Raw genomic sequence first — 19555 nt, 5'->3', positions numbered from 1 at the left:
TAATAAATTATGAATTTTTGATTATCTTTTCCCATAATGGTGACATAGAACGAAGCCTCGTTACTATTGGTGGGATAACCTCTAAGAGATAATCTATATCTTCTTCAGTATTTTCATCGCTGAAGCTAAGTCTTAATGAACCATGAGCGACTTCATGAGGAAGTCCGATTGCTAAAAGAACATGGCTTGGGTCAAGAGAGCCTGATGTGCAAGCTGAACCAGATGATGCTGAAACACCCTTTAGGTCAAGAGAGAGGAGGAGAGATTCACCCTCAAGCCCATGGAAACACATATTGACATTTCCAGGAAGTCTGTGAACTCTGTCACCATTTATTCTTGAACGGTCGATTTTCAAAAGTCCGTCAATAAGTCTGTCACGCATTTTCTCAAGTCTTGCATTTCTTTCTGCCATAATTTCGCAAGAATGTTTAAGAGCAACACTCATACCAACTATGCCAGCAATATTTTCAGTGCCAGCACGACGGCCACTTTCCTGAGCACCACCATCAATAAGGTTAGGAAGCCTTAAACCTTTACGCATAAAGATTGCACCAACGCCCTTAGGACCATGGAACTTATGTGCTGACATAGAGAGCAAATCGCAGCCGATTTCCCTAACATCAACAGGAATAGCACCAACAGCTTGAACAGCGTCTGTATGGAAAATAACCTTGTGCTTTTTGCATATTTCACCAATTTCTTTTACAGGCTGAATAGTACCGATTTCATTATTAGCGAACATAATAGTTACGAGAGCGGTATCTTCACGAATGGCATTTTCAAGTTCATCTGGACGAACAATGCCATTTTCGTGAACATCAAGGTAAGTTACTTCAAAACCCTCTTTTTTAAGAGAATCAAGAGTATGGAGAACAGCGTGATGCTCAAATTTAGAAGTTATGATATGTTTTTTACCTTTTTTAGCTCCGAGATGAGCAGCACCTTTGATAGCCCAGTTATCAGCTTCACTTCCACCTGAAAGGAAGAAGATTTCTTTAGGGTCGGCATTAAGGCACTCTGCAACAGTATTACGAGCATTCTCGACAGCCTGACGAGATTTTACACCGAGTGAATAGAGGCTTGATGGGTTGCCATAGTAATCTGTAAGATAAGGCATCATAGCATCAAGAGCCTCTTTAGAAAGATGAGTTGTTGCGGCGTTGTCCGCATATATTTTCTTCATATAGGTTTCACCTCAAATATATATATAATAAATCAATGACTTTTAATATCCTTTGCCATTGTATGGAAAATTATACACCTATTCAATAGGAAATGCAATAGTTATTTTGATAATTTCTATCGTTTTAGTAGGAAATATTTAGTGTAGCCTAACTATCTTAATTTAATTGAAAAATAGTATATTTAGCTAATATGATTTATTAGTTATCAGTTAATAATTTAAGGCTCAAGCGAAACTTTTAATTTAGGATTATTTCTTGAACTTAGCCGCCTCTGCAACAGCCAATTCGTCACAGCGTTCATTTTCTGGGTGTCCTGCGTGACCTTTAACCCAAACAAATTTAACTTTGTGTTTATCAAGAAGATTTAGTAATTCTTCCCAAAGGTCAGAATTTAAAGCTTTTTTCTTATCGCTTTTTATCCAGTTATGAGCCTTCCAAGACCTTGCCCAACCTTTGGTTACAGCATCACATACATACTTTGAATCGCTTGTAACAGTTACTTCACAAGGCTCTTTAAGAGCCTTGAGTGCCTCAATAACACCACGAAGCTCCATACGATTATTTGTGGTTTCAGCCTCACCGCCAGAAATCTCTTTAATATGTTCATTATATCTAAGAATTGCACCAAAACCACCTGGTCCAGGGTTTCCACTGCAAGCACCATCTGTAAAGATTTCTATTTTCTTCAAATAAATCAATCCTTTCGAGATATATTATATATAATAAAGCTATAATTAGCAAGCTATCCGTTGAATAAAGTATCTTTTAATAGTTATAAGTAGCTTTTAGTTAATTCTATAAACTTGACAGAATTGCATTTGCGGAGTAGAATTAAGTTACTGATTTTGTTCGGAAAAATAAATATAAAGATGGAGGTTATTTTTAGTGACATCAGAATATAATAAGCAGAACCAATCCCTCGGCGATTTTCAAGGAGGTAGCTCTCAAAGAAAGGGTAGAGGGATAGGTCGAGGTATGCCCCAAAGACAGGGTTCACTTTCTCCTTATGAGAGAAGACAGCAGAGCAAGGCGGCTATGATAGAGGGTTCGTCTGCAAAGCTTTTCGGAAGAATTAACCCTAATAATCAAGATAGACAGTCAGCTCAGACTCAAAAGGGTCGTTTTCAGTCGGCTGACCAAAAGCAAAAGGCTTTTAAAAAGAGAAACCCACAGGGAAAGGCACAAAAAAGAGGTTATTCACCGCTCCCAAGCGTTAAGATTACATTTCTTGGCGGACTTAACGAAATCGGCAAAAATATCACACTTTTCGAGTGTGATGGAGATATGTTCCTGCTTGATTGTGGTATGGCATTCCCTGATGGTGAAATGCTTGGTGTAGATTTAGTTTTACCTGATTTTACCTATATAGAGAGAAACAAAGATAAAATCAAGGGTATAGTTCTTACACATGGACACGAAGACCATATCGGAGCTTTGCCTTACTTATTAAGAAAGCTTAATATTCCAATGTATGGCACAAGTCTTACACTTGGACTTGTTGGCAGTAAGCTCAAGGAGCATAATCTTCAGTCAAAGGCAAAGATGAATGTAATAAAGCCTGGTCAGAGAATAAAGCTTGGTTGTATGACAATAGAATTTATTCATGTAAACCATTCCATTCCTGATGCGGTAGGTCTTGCAATTCATACCCCTGGTGGAACAATTATCCATACAGGCGACTTCAAAATCGACTGTACACCTATAACAGGTGATATGATAGACCTTGCAAGATTCGGAGAGCTTGGCAATGAGGGTGTGCTTGCACTTATGGCGGATTCTACCAATGCAGAGCGTCCCGGATACACTGTAACAGAGCAAAAGGTTGTAAATTCCTTTGAAATGTTCTTTAGAGAGGCCGAAAAGGAAAGAATTATAATTGCAACCTTTGCATCAAATATTGGTCGTGTTGAGCAAATTATTAAGTGTGCCGCCAGACATGGCAGAAAAGTTGCTTTCTCAGGCAGAAGTATGATTAACTATATGACTATTGCCACAGAGCTGGGCTATGTTGATATTCCTGATGGTGTTGTCATTGATATTGATATGCTAAATAAATATCCAAAGGAGCAGATAGTTCTCATTACTACTGGAAGTCAGGGCGAGCCTATGTCTGCACTTTCAAGAATGGCGTATTCAGACCACAGAAAGGTTGCAGTAGGTCCAGGTGACTTTATAATCATTTCAGCTAATCCTATTCCTGGTAATGAAAAAACTGTTGGAGCAGTCGTTAATGAACTTATTAAACATGGCTGTCATGTTGTTTATGAATCTATGTATGAAGTTCATGTTTCAGGACACGCTTGCCAAGAGGAACTTAAAATTATTCAGGGACTTACAAAGCCTAAATATTTTATTCCAGTTCATGGTGAGCAAAAGCACTTGCAAAAACACGCAGAATTGGCTTATCAGATGGGTATTCCAAAGGAAAATGTCTTTATCGGAAATATCGGAAATGTAATCGAACTTAACAGAGATTATATGAAACAACTTCCTGATGTTCCTGCTGGTCAGGTACTTGTTGATGGACTTGGCGTCGGTGATGTAGGAAGTATCGTTCTTCGTGATAGAAAACATCTCGGACAGGACGGCTTAATTGTAGTTGTAGTAACAATAGATTCTGAGGACGGTCATGTTGTTTCTGGTCCTGATATAGTTTCAAGAGGTTTTGTATATGTAAGAGAAGCTGAACCACTTATGGATAACATCAAGGCAAGAGTTGAGGATATTCTTGATGATTGCTATAATGAAAATATCCGTGAATGGGGTGTTATGAAAACAAAGATAAAAGACGAGCTTTCCAAGCTTTTATATGATAAAACCAGAAGAAGTCCGATGATTCTTCCTGTAATTATGGAGATTTAATCGTGCGTATTTTTAGATGATTGGGGGGTGGCTGTCTTGAATAAAAAAATATGGGTGACAACACCTGTCTTTATAATATTTTCGATTGTAATGTTTGTTATGGCAAGTGTTTCTTACTATTATAATACAACTATTTTTATAATTGAGCTTCTTGCGGCAATAGCATCTGCGGCAACAGTATTTCTTAGCACCTATAAATTTGGCAATTATGTCAGCCGCATTATAAAGAGTGCCTCAGGTGCTTTTTCGATTATGAATCAGTCATCACTCGACCTGATAAATGTTGCTGCCATTGTAGTTGATGATTTTGGCGTTATTATGATGTGCAATAAAAATTTCACTCAAAAGATGTGCAATAATGAGGATAAAATCGGAGAAACTGCGGCACAATTTATAGAGTCTAAAGATATAAGGGATTATTTTAATCACAATGGCATAGATGTTAGCTATAACGATAAATGGTATGTTGCTTTTGGAGTTCTTGCTGAAAACGGCGGAATAATATATTTTGTTGATAATAGCTTATATAAAGCAAATTCTGATGAATATTTACTTTCAAGGCCTGTTGTAGCTCTTATTGATTTCGATAATAAAAGCGAAATAGAGAGAGCAAGTGACGAAAATGTCTGCGACCAGATTTCTATATTTATAGAAAGTAAGCTTCAGGAATGGGCTACAGGTATGAAAGGCTTTTATAAAAAGCTTGAAAAGAATGATATGTACCTTGTCGTTATAGAGGAAAGAAATATTCAGACGCTTATTGAGCAGAAGTTTAAAATCCTTGAAACCATAAGAAATATTAGAATAAATGATGTTTCTGGTGCGACAATATCTATTGGTATAGGTCATTGCGGAAAAACTCTCAGAGAATGTGAGCTTCGTGCAAGACAGGCTCTTGAGATGGCACACGGACGAGGTGGCGACCAAGCCGCAGTCAACAACGGCGAGGGATACGAGTTCTTTGGTGGCACTTCTAAGGGTGTTGAAAAAAGAGATAAAGTAAGAACAAGAGTTATTTCTGCGGCACTTGAGGAACAAATAAGAAAAAGCGATAAGGTCATCATTATGGGACACCGCTTTTCGGATTTAGATAGTGTGGGAGCGGCTGTTGGTTTGTGGAGTACCATACAAAAGGGTATGGATATGGACGCATTCATCGCCATAAACAAGAATCAAAGTCTTGCAGGCTCAGTTATTTCAAATATAGAAAAATCAGGCTTGCTCGATGTTTTTATAGATGAACATACCGCACTTAATGAGATAACGGAAAGAACGCTTCTCATTGTTGTTGATACACATTCGCCAAGCTTTCTTGAGTTCGCAAAGGTTTATAAGAAATGCAAGAGAGTTATTGTAATAGACCACCATAGAATGATGGTTAATCATATAGAAAACGCAATGATTTTCTATCATGAGCCTTATTCTTCTTCGGCTTCTGAAATGGTTGCGGAGCTTATCCAATATTTAGGCAGTGATAATCTTACAAGGCTTGAGGCAGAGGCACTTCTTGCAGGAATTATGCTTGATACTAAAAACTTTGTTTTGCGTACAGGTGTAAGAACTTTCGAGGCGGCAGCATTCTTAAGAGGAAAAGGAGCAGATACGGTTGAGGTTAAGAGATTGTTCTCTAACTCAATCAGTACATATAAGACTAAATATAAGCTTGTTAGTGAGGCTGAAATATTCAATTTCTATGCAATAGCTTGTGCAGATGAGGAAACCTCTGATATCAGAATAGCTGCGGCACAAGCGGCAGATGAACTTCTTGGCATAGAAAATGTCAAGGCATCATTTGTAATGTTTCCAACAAAGAACTGCATAAATATTTCCGCCCGTTCTCTTGGAGATGTAAATGTTCAGGTTCTTATGGAGAAGATGGGTGGTGGCGGTCATCAGACAATGGCGGCTACTCAGTTAAAGGGTGTAACTATGGAAGAGGCAAGAGAACAGCTTGTTCAAATAGTAAGTTCTATCAATAGTGAACAGGTTCAAAATCAAACAGAATCTGCAGGTGCGGAGTCAGCATTTATCGAACCACAGCAATAATACTTATAATTTAAGGACGGGTTTTGCTCACCTATTTGGTGATTTATAATAAAAATTTAAAGGTTTATAGCTTTAAGCCTTTTGTTATGAGGAAGGAAGTTAGATTAGTAATGAAAGTAATGCTTTTACAAGATGTTAAGGGTACAGGAAAAAAGGGAGAGCTTGTTAATGTAAGTGACGGCTACGCAAGAAACTTTTTGTTTCCAAGAAATTTAGCAAGAGTTGCCGATGCACAGGCTCTTAATGAGTTCAAAAATGCAGAGCAATCAAAACAGTATAAAATTGAAAAGCAGACAAAAGAGGCACAGGCTATTGCTGATAAGCTCAAAGATGTAACTCTTGAGCTTAAAGCAAAGGCTGGTCAGGGTGGCAGACTTTTCGGCTCTGTAACAAGCAAGGAAATTGCTGCTGAAATCAAAAAACAGTATAATTTCTCTATCGACAAGAGAAAAATTTCACTCGATTGCGATATTAAGGCTTTTGGTGTCTATAATTGCGAAATTAAGCTTTTCGGCGGAGTTGTCGCAAAGCTTAAGGTGTCTGTAACAGAGCTTTAATTTTGGGAGGTCTTTATAAATGGCGGATATAGATTCCGTTTCATCTTCGGTTGACGGTATGAATCTTCCGTATAGTCCTGAGGCAGAACAAGCTGTTCTTGCAACTATCATTATGGACGGAGAATGTATGGCGGAAGTTATTCAGATACTTCCACAGGCAGAGTGTTTCTATCTTGCAACACATCGTTCTATATATACTGCAATGATAGAGCTTTTTGTTATGAATACGCCGATAGATGTTATCACAATTCTTGAAAAGCTCAAACAGCAAAAAGACTATGATGACGCTTCTTTCAAATCCTATCTATATCAGATTTCAGAGATGTTGCCGTCAAGGTCTAATATTACTGAATATGCTGAAATTGTTAAGAATAGCTATCAAAGACGCAGACTTATTTTAGCTTCAAGAGAAATCATAAATAATGCTTCTGAATATGGCGATAATGTTTCTACGCTGATAGATTCTGCCGAGCAGAGCATTTTTGATATTCGTGATGACAATAGCAATCGCACGGGTCTGCAGAGAGTAGACAGTATTATTCTTGATGTTCTTGATAGAATAGATATACTGAATTCTCCAGAAAGCTCTGAAATGAGAGCTATTCCTACGGGCATAGGTACGCTTGATAATGTTATAACAGGACTTAACCGTTCGGACCTTATAATTCTTGCGGCTCGTCCTGGTATGGGTAAAACCAGTTTTGCACTAAATATTATGCGTCATGTTGCCGTAAGCGTTAAAAAGAGGGTGGCTTTTTTCTCACTCGAAATGTCAAGAGAACAGCTCGCTTCAAGACTTATCTCAACAGAAGGTATGATAGAGGGTACAAAGCTTCGTACAGGAAAGCTTCAAGATGATGATTGGGCAAGACTTATCGAGGCTGGCGATGTACTAAGAAAAACAGAAATGTATTTTGATGATACACCAGGTATATCTGTTCCAGAGCTAAAGGCAAAGCTTAGACGACTTAAAGATGTAGATTTGGTAATAGTCGATTATCTTCAGCTTATGTCTGGTTCAAGAAGAACTGAAAGTCGTGTAAACGAAATAAGTGAAATCACAAGAAGTCTGAAAGCCCTTGCTAAGGAATTTAATGTTCCCGTAATAGCACTTTCACAGCTTTCTCGTGCAAGCGAAAAGCGTGAAAATCGAAAACCACAGCTTTCCGACTTAAGAGATTCAGGTTCTATCGAGCAGGACGCAGATATTGTTTTGTTTCTTTATCGTGAGGGCTACTATGATAGTATAGGCAGTGGCAATGACGAAGAAAAGGACAACAACAGCGGTGAATGTATTGTCGCAAAGAATCGTCATGGTGAAGCTCGTTCAGTGCCATTACATTGGCAAGGCGAATATATGCGTTATACTGCACAGGAGTTAAGCCGTGGAGAATAAATTATTAAAAGCAATCAAAGAATATTCTTTAATTGAAGATGGAGATAAAATAATAGTTGCACTTTCGGGCGGAGCAGATTCAACAGCACTGCTCTGCTCTTTGATGTCTATAAGAGAAAGCCTTTCTCTCACGATTTATGCTTGTCATATAAATCATCTTTTGAGAGGTGATGAAAGCTTTCGTGATGAAAATTTCGTGCGTGAACTATGCGAAAAGCTTGGTGTAGAACTTTTTGTCCTACAATGTGATATAAATAAGCTCGCTTCCGAAAGAAATCTCGGAAGCGAGGAATGTGGCAGGCAAGTTAGGTATGACTTCCTGAATAAAAATGCCACAAGACTTGGTGCAAAAATCGCAACTGCTCATACTTCGACCGATAGTATGGAAACTATACTTATGAATATAAGCCGAGGCAGTGGTATAAAGGGTGCAAGAGGTATACCGCCTAAGCGTGATAATATAATCAGACCGCTAATTCTTGCCTCGAGAGCAGATACAGAGGAATATTGTAAATCTCATAATATTCCATATGTAAACGACAGCACAAATTCTGAAAGACTTTATACAAGAAATAAAGTTCGCCTTGATGTTGTGCCGGTTTTAAGAGGGATAAATCCCTCGATAGAGGAAGCATTTCTTAGATTTTCTAAAAGTATGAAAGAGCTTGATGAATTTATAGAAAAATCTGCTCAGACTGCACTATCAGAAAGCAAAATCGAGAATGGTTATTCTTGCGAAAAGTTGAAAAAGCTTGATAAGCCTATTCTTGCAAGAACGATTGAAATTCTCTGCAACAAGGAAAATATTGAGCCTGAAAGTGTTCATATAGAACTTATTGAAAAAGCTATTAAAAATAATGGTGCTGTTTCAATTAAAAATGGTATTATGGCAATCTCAAGTCAGGGAATATTCAGAATTTATCATAAAAATTCTTTGAATGACTCTGAGAGAAAATCAGAAATTCCAGTATTTATCAATAGTTCAGCGATGATATGTAATAAAAATATACGAACAGAATTGGTAAATATGGAGGAATTTCTTGCAAGAGCAAAATTTACAAAAAATTTATTTACCATTTCGCTTGATTATGCTACAATATCCGATGGAGCAGTTTTTAGAAATAGAAAAGCTGGTGACTTCATTGCACCGAAGGGCAGAGGACTCACAAAGCCACTCAGAAAGCTTATGTCTGAGATGAAAATTCCTGCTGAAAAGCGTGATTCTGCTATTTTGCTTGCCGATGAAAATAATATTCTATGGGCAGAGGAAATAGGCGTTTCTGAGCAGTGCTGTGTTAAAAATACTACTCAAAAGGTTTTAATGATATACATAGATGAATAGAGGTAAGGCTATGATAAATGATATATCCAAAATTTTGCTTAGCTGTGATGATATAGAAAGACTGACAAGTAGAATTGCAAAAGATATAAGTCAGAAAAATCAAGACGGAAATTTGCTAATGGTTTGTATTCTTAAAGGCAGTTTTATGTTTTTTGCAGATATAGTCAGAAAGTTGAGCGTCCCTTGTGAAGTTGATTTTATGCAGGCATCAAGCTATGGCTGTTCGACAGTTTCGAGTGGTAAAATTAATATTCTGAAGGATATTTCAATAAGTGCTGATGGAAAGGATGTTGTTGTAGTTGATGATATTCTCGATACAGGTTGTACATTATATAAGCTTAGAGAGTACTTTCTTGAAGAAAAGAATGCGAAATCAGTTACAGTTTGCACACTTTTGGATAAGCCAGCAAGAAGAAGCTTTGATATAATTCCAAACTATAAAGGCTGTGAAATTCCCGATGAATTTGTTGTAGGCTATGGTCTTGATTATGATGAATATTATAGAAACCTACCCTTTGTTGGTATCTTGAAAAGGGAAATCTATGAAAAAAGTGAATAAATCAGCTTTTCAAAAAAATAAATAGCTGTTTATGGCTAATTTAAGCGGTTTACCACTTGAAATTATTCACAATTTACGATAAACTAATATAACAATGCAAAAATAAGGAGGCAGAAATTTTGGATAATAAAAAAACCATAAGAAATCTACTGATTTATCTTGGTATTCCGATTGTTTTGATAATAATTATTGCAGTTATTTTCAGTTCACAGAGAACAGAACAACCTACTACTTCCGAGATAGTTTATTACTTTAAGGATATGAAGGTTAAGGAATATACAGTAGATTTTGGCACAGGTGCTATTGAGCTTAAGCTCAATGATGACAAAGGCACTGTTGTTAAGGCAACAGCCGCAAGTATTACAACTTTTCTTGACCAAATCAACCCGTATGTTGACCAGTATAACGAGAAGCATCCTGATGAACCGATGAAGTATGACCATATCAGGGCATCAGAAAATTCTTGGTTGATAGATTTGTTGCCGAATATTATATTGTTTGGTGCATTAGTAGTATTCTGGATATACTTTATGCGAAAGCTGTCTAATGGTATGGGTGGCGACGGCAAAACAATGGGCTTTGGAAAGGCTAAAATTAAGAGCATTTCCGATGAAAAGCGTAAGACAACCTTTGCTGATGTTGCGGGTGCTGACGAGGAGAAGGAAGAACTCCTTGAAATCGTTGAGTTTCTCAAAGACCCTAAAAAGTATAATGAGCTTGGTGCAAGAATACCAAAGGGCGTTTTGCTCGTAGGCCCTCCAGGAACAGGTAAAACACTTCTTGCAAGAGCAGTTGCAGGTGAAGCAGGTGTTCAGTTCTTCTCAATCTCAGGCTCAGACTTCGTTGAAATGTTTGTTGGTGTTGGTGCATCAAGAGTTCGTGACCTCTTTGAGCAGGCTAAGAAAAATAGTCCTTGTATCATATTTATAGATGAAATTGATGCAGTAGGTCGTCAGCGTGGTGCTGGTCTTGGCGGCGGACACGATGAGCGTGAGCAGACACTTAATCAGCTCCTCGTTGAAATGGATGGCTTTGGTGCTAATGAAGGTGTAATTATGATTGCTGCAACAAACCGTCCTGATATTCTCGACCCAGCTCTTATGCGTCCAGGTCGTTTTGATAGACAGGTTATTGTTGGCAGACCTGATATAAAGGGTCGTGAAGAAATACTCAAGGTTCACGCAAAGGGTAAGCCTCTTGCTCCAGATGTTGTTCTTAAAACTATTGCAAAATCTACAGCAGGTTTTACAGGTGCAGACCTTGAAAACCTCCTTAATGAAGCTGCACTTCTTGCTGCAAGAAAAGACCTCAAGGCTATTACAATGACTGAAGTTGAGGAAGCAACAATCAAAGTTGTTGTCGGTGCAGAAAAGAAATCACGAGTAATGAGTGATGCTGAAAAGAAGTTGACAGCATATCATGAGGCAGGACACGCAATCGCAACATATTTCTGCCCAACTCAAGACCCAGTTCACCAAATTTCAATTATTCCAAGAGGTATGGCAGGCGGATTTACAATGTCCTTGCCAAGCGAGGATAAGTCATACCGTTCTAAGAAAGAGATGAAAGAAGACATAGTTGTTCTTCTCGGTGGAAGAGTTGCAGAAGCACTCATTATCGGAGATATTTCAACAGGTGCGTCTAATGATATTGAGAGAGCAACAAAGCTTGCTTTCGCAATGGTTGCACAATATGGTATGAGTGATACGCTTGGACCTATTGCATATTCAACAGATGACAGCAATGTTTTCTTGGGTAAGGAACTTGGTCATTCCAAAAATTACTCCGAATCCACAGCTGCTAAGATTGATAAGGAAGTCAGCGATATTATCACAACTGGCTATAATAAGACAGAAGAAATTCTCAAGAATAATATAGGTAGACTTCACGAAGTCACTAAGTTCCTTATTAGCAACGAAAAGATGAGCGGTGATGAATTTAAGAAAGTTATGGAAGGTGCAAGTGCCGAAGAACTTCTTACAGAGCTTAATAAAGACGCTGATGAAGTCTAATAAAAATTTAAATCTATTCAGATGAATAACTAAACGATTTTTTGTAGTTCCTTTAAAATTATGAGTAATTATGCAGTTAGTTTTTTTCTAACTTAAATTCTCTAAAAAGTCGCCATAAAGACGATTTTTAGCTTTTATATTATATCATACAATACTTGGATTATGATTACAGAAGCCGCTCCTAACTTGAAGTGAACCCCAAATATTAGACAAATAAATATTAACTTGCAAGAGAATGAGTTCGGTATTGTACCGGGCTCATTTTCAATTTAGAAACAATCCTTTCGTTATTGTAGTAATAAATAAATGTATTCCTTGAGACAGTTGATGAATGCATTAGAAGCCAACATTCTGAGACATACACATGAGTAGACAAGCTTGTATCGCTTAACAACATCAAGAACAGAGATTTAATCTATGTTGGGCAGAAGATTAGAGTGAAATAACATATAGCAAAGATTAATCCCGTTCTCAGTGCTTAATAGCTCTGGGGCGGGATTTTTTTAAATTTTTAATCCATAAACACCAAATAAATACCAAATCACTATATTTCGTTAATTCTAAATAAAATAAAAATCCCCTCGAACGCAGTGTTCAAGGGGGAAAATATGGAGCTTGTGGCAGGACTCGAACCTGTGACCTGCTCATTACGAATGAGCTGCACTACCAACTGTGCTACACAAGCATAGTATTCAATAGAAACTATTATACACGATTGATAGGTATAATGTCAAGTATTTGATTAGTATTAGAAATAGTATAGGCTTGTATAAAAGAAAAATAGCAAATAGCTTTCTAATGTATTGTAAGCAATTTGCTGAGCTGAAGTAAGCTTAATATATTAGAAATTATTTGCTATTAAAATAATTATATATTATATAGAAATTTAGTTTTCATCTGACCTATTCATTTGTCTTTCCATATATTGCTGTTGTGTAAGAAGTACCTGTCTTGGTTTTGAGCCTTCGTGAGGACCAACAATTCCCATTGTTTCCATTTCATCAATAAGTCGTCCTGCTCTTGCGTATCCAAGACGCAATCTTCTTTGTAAAAGTGAGGTCGAGGCTTGTCCAGCTTCAACAACACACTTAATTGCTTCTTCAAGCATAGGGTCTTGGTCAGAGTCTTCATTGGCAATAGCCTTTGAACTGTTATTTTCAGTTATAGAATTGTTTTCAATTTCTTGAGCGATGCTTTCATCATATTCACAAGCTCTGTTATTTTTGATAAACTCTACAACATTCTCAACCTCTTCATCATCTACAAAACAGCCTTGAACACGCTTAGGCTTTGATGCTCCGATAGGTGCAAAAAGCATATCACCTCTGCCGAGAAGCTTATCAGCACCGCCTGAATCGAGAATAGTTCTCGAGTCTATTTGCGATTTAACCGCAAAAGCAATTCGGCTTGGAATGTTAGCTTTAATAATACCAGTAATGACATCAACAGATGGTCTTTGTGTAGCAATAACAAGGTGCATACCAGCAGCACGAGCCATTTGCGCAAGTCGGCAAATAGCATTTTCTACATCATTAGGGGCGGCCATCATAAGGTCAGCAAGCTCATCAATAATTATAACAATTTGTTCAAGCTTTTTAAGTTTTTCTTTCTTAGGAGGCTTTCCACTGTTTTCTGCTTCTGAAATAGCAGCGTCCATAATTTGTCGCTCTTCAGGAGTTTGAGGCATCTCAAACTCATCTGAATTTTCATCATCGCCTATTTTAGTTTCTTCTTTGTCTATTTCAGCGTTTGTTCTTTCGACAAGTGCATTATAGCCTCTTATATCACGAACATTATTTTCAGCAAAGAGCTTATATCTTTCAAGCATATGGTTTACAGCCCAGTTTAATGCACCCGCCGCTTTTCTTGGGTCTGTGACAACTGGTACAAGTAAGTGTGGAATACCATTATATACTCCAAGTTCAACAACCTTAGGGTCAATCATAAGCAACTTTACTTCTTCTGGTGTTGATTTATAAATCAAGCTGATAAGCATAGAATTTATACATACAGATTTACCAGAACCAGTGGAACCAGCTATAAGCAAATGAGGCATTTTAGCAAGGTCGGCAATAGTAATATTACCTTCAATATCTCTGCCAAGTACAACAGTAAGCTTGCTTTTAGCATTGTTAAATTCAGGTGATTCTATCAATTCACGCATTTTAACAATGCTTACTACCTTGTTAGCAACCTCAACACCAACAGCAGCCTTTCCTGGAATAGGTGCTTCAATTCTTACGCCAACAGCGGCAAGGTTCATAGCAATATCATCAGCAAGATTTGTGATTTTACTGATTTTAACACCAGCAGCAGGCTGAAGTTCATATCTTGTTACAGCGGGACCACGACAGATGTTTACTATACTTGCTTTAACGCCAAAGCTTGCAAGAGTTTCTATAAGCATAGAGCCATTTTGATTAAGCTCTGTTGCAATATCGCCTTCGTTTGTAAATGGAGTGGGTTTCAGAAGTGTTATAGGTGGTTTGAGATAAACACTATCATTTGATAAATATTCAGAAGAAACATTCTGTATATCAAAGCTTATAGGTTCTTCAACAGATTTTTTCTTGCTTTTTTTCTTTTCAATCTGCTTTAAAGCGTCAGCAATAGTCTTGTTATCCTTTTCTGAAAGAATACCATCTAATTCTTCAAAAGAGCCTGCTTCGTGGTTTTCATCAAAGGTTGTTTCAGATTGAATAGATTCATAAATAATAGGCTCTGAGTTATTTTGATTTTCAATATCAGGATTAGATTTTTTTCTTTTTTTACGCTTTTGAGTTGTTATCGTCGGGGTATCATAATCATTTGCATTAAAATTATTAGATTGTTTAGGTATATACTGTTCGCTTATAAAATCATCGGGGAGCATATTAGGCTTTCCTGAATCATTTCCAAGAGGTATATCTATATGGTTCGTTTTCGATTCATCAGCTCTTCTGCCATAAATATAGAATGATTGCTGTTCTTGTTTTTGTGCTTGCTGATATTCTTGACGAATAGCTCTTTGTCTGCTTATTTCCTGTTTGGTTTCAGAAAATTTAGATGATACCTTAGTAGAAACCTTTTCCACAGGCTTTTTAAAGAAATCTATAAAGCCTATAATTGTCGCCCCTGAGGCTATCATAATATCTATAAAGAGCAAAACAGCTATAATAATTCGAGAACCTGTTGCACCAATAAATGCCATCATAGGAGCACCAAGTATAGAACTGATAAGTCCGCCCCCACAATAATTAATACCTTCTATATAAGCGTCACCCATTGCGAAAAAAACATTTCCTTCAACTTTTCCGTGAGAGAAAAGATATACAGCGGTTGTAAAAAGTACAGCTAGTGATATAGCTATAAAAAATCTAAGATTCATACGATATGGAATATCTGTTTTTCCACTTTGATATGCTATATATATCATTAATATAGGAATTAATATTCCGCAGAAACCAAAAATTCCCCAAATAAACGAGTGTACAGTTGTCCAGAACATATCGCCACGAATTATAAATAAACAGAATATTAAAATAGCAATACCTGATATTATTATAGATTTTATTCGTCTGCGTCGCCTTTCTGCGGCTTCTTGTTCGGCTTTTATTCTTTCCTTTTCAGCCTTGGTTATTCGTTTGGTTTTAGGCTTTGATGCTTGTATATTTTTTGTAGTTTTCGTGCTTTTTGTGGCGGTATTTTTATTGCTTGATGAAGCTTTTTTAGTCGGATTTTTTTTAGAATCATTTGCCAAAATTCATACCTCCTATTGAAAATCAATGTCACCGACTAATGGAATCGGTGACATTTTTAAGAACGAGTATTTAATCAGGTTTCCTTAAAGCAAGTATTGCTCAATATCGGCGAAAGTAGTTTATTGCTACTTATTAAGAAATTACCAATGAACTACCGATTAAGGCAAACTGTGTTCGTTAAAGTGAACCTATTTTATTTGATAATTAGAATGTAAGTGGCTGCTGTGTAAAGAGGTTTACTCCTGAAATAAGCTCTATAATGCTGATAACAAGGCAAATTATACCAGCACCGGCCGTATAGAGAACAAAATAATACATTCTGTTTGTAGAAAGCAACCATTTGAAAAGTCGAATAGCAAGGAAACCTACAATAGCAGAAGTAATAATTCCAATTAAAGTAGGTAAAAATTCGATTGCAACCGCTGAACCGTCAGCAGGGAAAAGAGCGTCTTTTCCTTCAAGGAGAGCGGCCGCAATAATCGCAGGAGTTCCAAGAACGAACGAATAATCCAAAGCACGCTGTTTGTTTATTTTTCTGAATTCTCCAGCAGTAAGGGTAGAGCCTGAACGAGATATTCCAGGGAAGATAGCGGCTACTGCCTGAAAAAGACCAATAAAAACTGCATCAACAGGGTTTAGCTTTCTTCTTCCCGCACCGTCTGCACGAAGCTTGCCATGACTCTTATAAAGAATTGTAGTTTTGCGGTTTGCATTAATTCCGATAACAAGAAGAAAGCTTGTTACTAAGAGTGAAATAGATGTAATTATCAGATAACCATCAGAATTCCATTTATCAGCGAGGTCTTTAATTTTCATACCTCCTCCAATAGGCAAGAACAGTAAGAAAAGTGGCAACAGACCAATTATAATCATCATAACGAGGTTTTCATCAGCGTCCATTTCGCTCCATTTAAATTTTCCTGTAAAGATTTTTTTCAGTATCATAAAGAAACTTTTGATAAGTCTTAAAAATAATCTCCAGTATACAGCACAAACAGCTGTGAGTGTTCCGACATGGAGCATAACATTAAAGAAAAGGTTGTTATCATTTAACCCAAAAAAGTGCTGAAATATAGCAAGGTGTCCACTGCTCGAAACAGGAAGAAATTCTGTCAGTCCCTGAACCGCACCAAGCACAATGGCTTCAAATATGTTCATTATGTACCTCCGTTTATTTAACTAATATATATGTAGGGCGAACTTTGTCCGCCCAGACTTCCTTAGGTTTTACTTTTTTTGGAAGTTTTCTTTTTAGCTTTTTTTTCTTTATCAATCATAGCATAAAGAGCGTCAAGAGCATCAGAAAAACTGCCAAGATTATCAATCAATCCCTCTTTGACTGCGTCCTCGCCGTCAAGAACAGTTCCTACATCGAGTACAAGTTCTCCGGTATTCATAGCAAGCTCATTATATCTTTCTGGATTGATATTTGAATTTTCACATACAAATCTCGTAATTCTTGCCTGCATACGCTGAAAATATTCAAATGTCTGAGGAACTCCAAGTGTAAGACCAGTCATTCTTACAGGGTGAATAGTCATAGATGCGGACTTTGCTATGAAAGACTTTTTTGCCGCAACTGCGAGCGGAACGCCTATTGAGTGACCTCCGCCAAGTACCATAGAAACTGTTGGTTTGCGGATTCCTGCAAGAAGCTCAGCAATAGCAAGTCCAGCCTCTACATCACCGCCAACAGTATTGAGCAGAATGAGAAGCCCATCTATACGAGGTTCTTCCTCCACAGCAACAATCTGTGGAATAACATGTTCATACTTAGTGGTTTTGTTTTGTGATGAGAGAATATAATGTCCCTCAATTTGCCCGATAATCGTCAGACAGTGGATAGTATATTTGCCATTAGAAGCAATTATACTTCCAGTTTCGATAATAGAATCCGTACGCTTTTCGCTTGTAGGACCATTTTCATTAAGTTCATCAGCTTTTTCGTCAGGCTCTGAAGGATTTTTTATATATTGCTCATCATTTTTTTGATTTTTTTTCATTATATCAGACCTCCTTTGATTAGTTTATCAAATTTAGTCGTGATACATACATTTTTATTATATCATTCAGGATTAAATACATCAAGGCAATTTTTTCTTTTTAATTTTAATACTTCTGAAAATATTTTGGCAACAAAGTAATTTTTTATGTCATATTTAACTGATTATTAAAAACAAAAAGAGCGAAAGTGTTTCGCCCAGAGTAAATATTTAATATGAGTTCAATTAAAAGTTTGAGAATGAGGGAGTCTACCATAATTAGGTAGCTCGTTGATATTTTTATTAAAAGCTTTAAGCACCATAATCTCGTGAAAGTGCAATAACCTTGCCTAAGATAGTGACATCATCTGTGATAATAGGTTCGAAATCGGGATTATGTGGCTGCAATCTTACATAGTTATCTTCCTTGTAAAAAGATTTTACAGTTGCTTCACCGTCTATCATTGCGACTACGATTTCGCCATTTTCCGCAACAGGTTTTTTTTCACAGATAACAACATCACCATCAAGTATGCCAATATCTTTCATACTTTCGCCAACAACATTAAGTGCAAAAAGCTCTCGTCCTTTGCGTTTACTTTCAGGAAAAGGTACATATCCAGAAATATCCTCAAAAGCAAGAATAGGAACACCTGCAGTAACCTTGCCAATGACCGGAACCTGTGATGCTTTTTCTTCACCAACAATACGAATTGAGCGGTTAAGACCAGTTGTACGAGTTATGTAACCGAGCTCCTCAAGAGATTTAAGATGAGAATGAACCGTTGAGGTAGAGCTAAGACCTGTTGCTAAACAAATTTCACGCACAGAAGGAGTAATTCCATCTGCAATGCTTTCCTTTAAAAAGTCGAAAACTTTTGCCTGACTTTTAGTAAGTTTTTTCATAAACATCACACCTTATTCCTTTGTTTTTTATCAGCAACCAATTTATCGTGATAGAAATAATTTTTAAAATTAAGACCTTGACTTTCACAATATCCATTTATTTCAAGAGCAAGCTTTTGCCAGTACGAAAAATCATTTTTTATGTAAATCTGCTTATAATAAGGATAATATTCAGGATAGTTCCTTTTTATGTAGTTAAGAATAGTATATTTGTAACTACTCCTGAGATTAAGATTTTCAAACCAGTATTCATTAATAAAACTCTTAGATTTCTCAATTATAGCCTTAAAATCTGTAATATAAGGGAAGATAGGCGACATAAACAAAACAGTATAAATTCCATTTTCGTGCAGAGATCTTAAGGTTTTAAGCCTGTCTGAGATACTACTTGCATTATCCATATCCGATTGAAATTTTTCATCAAGCGTGTTAATTGACATATCGACTTTAAGATTTTTGCATTGCTTGAGTAAATATGTATCACGCAAAATAAGCTTTGATTTTGTAGAAATCGTAAGCTGACAATCAGCGTTTATAAGCTGTTCGAGAATTTTTCTTGTTATGCGAAATTCTTCCTCATAAGGATTATAGCAATCTGTAACTGATGATAAAAATACAGATTTGCCTTTTATTCTCGATAGGCTTATTGGCTTTTCACATTCTTTAACATCAAGAAAGCTTCCCCAGTCCTCGTTATGATTTGTAAAACGCTTCATAAAACAGGCGTAGCAGTATGCACAAGCATGAGGACAACCCACATATGGGTTTATAACATAGTCACTTTCGGGAAGCTTTGATTTAGTAAGATAGTCATTAACCGTAATGTGATTTATCTTCATTTCAATAGCCACACCCAACATACATAAGCATAATATTACCCTAAAATTATAACATATGTTCGAGAAACTGTCAAACAAAAGTTTGATTTTCGCCAAAATTCGACATATTATAATTAAGAAATTCTCCTAA

General features: G+C 36.8%; 15 protein-coding genes and 1 tRNA gene. 7 read left to right on the top strand and 9 right to left on the bottom strand.

What is annotated here, in order from left to right:
• Positions 1 to 7 precede the first annotated feature (7 nt).
• The gene (nifS, locus tag C9914_RS09345) at positions 8 to 1183 is read right to left on the bottom strand and encodes a cysteine desulfurase NifS (RefSeq protein WP_106764997.1); all 1176 of its coding nucleotides are present in this window, start codon (positions 1181 to 1183) and stop codon (positions 8 to 10) included.
• 249 nt (positions 1184 to 1432) lie between these two features.
• Positions 1433 to 1873, bottom strand: coding sequence for a ribonuclease HI (rnhA, locus tag C9914_RS09340; RefSeq protein WP_022264723.1), 441 nt, complete (start codon positions 1871 to 1873; stop codon positions 1433 to 1435).
• A 346-nt stretch (positions 1874 to 2219) separates the two neighbouring features.
• Between rnhA and C9914_RS09335 the strand changes: the two genes are divergently transcribed.
• The 7 genes from C9914_RS09335 (at position 2220) to ftsH (ending at position 11958) form a co-directional block, all read left to right on the top strand.
• A complete protein-coding gene (locus C9914_RS09335) occupies positions 2220 to 4046 on the top strand; it encodes a ribonuclease J (RefSeq protein ID WP_106765051.1) in 1827 nt (608 codons plus the stop codon).
• 36 nt (positions 4047 to 4082) lie between these two features.
• Positions 4083 to 6092 carry a DHH family phosphoesterase gene (locus C9914_RS09330; protein WP_022264721.1) on the top strand — a complete coding sequence of 670 codons (2010 nt, stop codon included), beginning with the start codon at positions 4083 to 4085 and terminating at the stop codon, positions 6090 to 6092.
• 110 nt (positions 6093 to 6202) lie between these two features.
• A complete protein-coding gene (gene rplI / locus C9914_RS09325; protein ID WP_106764996.1) occupies positions 6203 to 6649 on the top strand; it encodes a 50S ribosomal protein L9 in 447 nt (148 codons plus the stop codon).
• Positions 6650 to 6668: 19 nt separating this feature from the next.
• Positions 6669 to 8045 (top strand): replicative DNA helicase, encoded by a 1377-nt coding sequence (dnaB, locus tag C9914_RS09320; RefSeq protein WP_022264719.1) that lies wholly within the window; start codon positions 6669 to 6671, stop codon positions 8043 to 8045.
• Complete coding sequence (tilS, locus tag C9914_RS09315; protein WP_106764994.1) at positions 8035 to 9387, top strand: tRNA lysidine(34) synthetase TilS; 1353 nt, start codon at positions 8035 to 8037, stop codon at positions 9385 to 9387. The genes dnaB and tilS overlap by 11 nt, the downstream gene beginning before the upstream one ends.
• Before the next feature lie 10 nt (positions 9388 to 9397).
• Complete coding sequence (gene hpt / locus C9914_RS09310; protein ID WP_106764992.1) at positions 9398 to 9946, top strand: hypoxanthine phosphoribosyltransferase; 549 nt, start codon at positions 9398 to 9400, stop codon at positions 9944 to 9946.
• A 119-nt stretch (positions 9947 to 10065) separates the two neighbouring features.
• Positions 10066 to 11958, top strand: a complete 1893-nt coding sequence (gene ftsH / locus C9914_RS09305) for an ATP-dependent zinc metalloprotease FtsH (protein ID WP_106764990.1) — start codon at positions 10066 to 10068, stop codon at positions 11956 to 11958.
• A 220-nt stretch (positions 11959 to 12178) separates the two neighbouring features.
• Here ftsH and C9914_RS09300 read toward each other — a convergent pair whose 3' ends face one another.
• From C9914_RS09300 to C9914_RS09265, 7 genes are all read right to left on the bottom strand, one after another.
• On the bottom strand, positions 12179 to 12295 hold the full coding sequence (locus C9914_RS09300; RefSeq protein WP_408003195.1) for an IS3 family transposase: 117 nt from the start codon (positions 12293 to 12295) through the stop codon (positions 12179 to 12181).
• A gap of 272 nt (positions 12296 to 12567) precedes the next feature.
• A tRNA-Thr gene (locus tag C9914_RS09290) sits at positions 12568 to 12643 on the bottom strand.
• 201 nt (positions 12644 to 12844) lie between these two features.
• Entirely contained in the window at positions 12845 to 15697 is a 2853-nt protein-coding gene (locus C9914_RS09285; RefSeq protein ID WP_242972101.1) for an FtsK/SpoIIIE family DNA translocase, read from the bottom strand.
• A 205-nt stretch (positions 15698 to 15902) separates the two neighbouring features.
• Entirely contained in the window at positions 15903 to 16856 is a 954-nt protein-coding gene (locus C9914_RS09280) for an undecaprenyl-diphosphate phosphatase (protein ID WP_106764988.1), read from the bottom strand.
• A gap of 62 nt (positions 16857 to 16918) precedes the next feature.
• Positions 16919 to 17701 (bottom strand): ClpP family protease, encoded by a 783-nt coding sequence (locus C9914_RS09275; protein ID WP_106764986.1) that lies wholly within the window; start codon positions 17699 to 17701, stop codon positions 16919 to 16921.
• 291 nt (positions 17702 to 17992) lie between these two features.
• A complete protein-coding gene (gene lexA / locus C9914_RS09270) occupies positions 17993 to 18586 on the bottom strand; it encodes a transcriptional repressor LexA (RefSeq protein WP_106765046.1) in 594 nt (197 codons plus the stop codon).
• A 5-nt stretch (positions 18587 to 18591) separates the two neighbouring features.
• On the bottom strand, positions 18592 to 19425 hold the full coding sequence (locus C9914_RS09265) for a radical SAM protein (protein ID WP_106764985.1): 834 nt from the start codon (positions 19423 to 19425) through the stop codon (positions 18592 to 18594).
• Positions 19426 to 19555 lie beyond the last annotated feature (130 nt).

This window comes from Pseudoruminococcus massiliensis (assembly GCF_900291955.1).
Classification (GTDB): domain Bacteria; phylum Bacillota; class Clostridia; order Oscillospirales; family Acutalibacteraceae; genus Pseudoruminococcus; species Pseudoruminococcus massiliensis.
The sequence above is the reverse complement of the archived record's forward strand: the minus strand, read 5'-3'. Positions and strand labels throughout refer to the sequence as shown.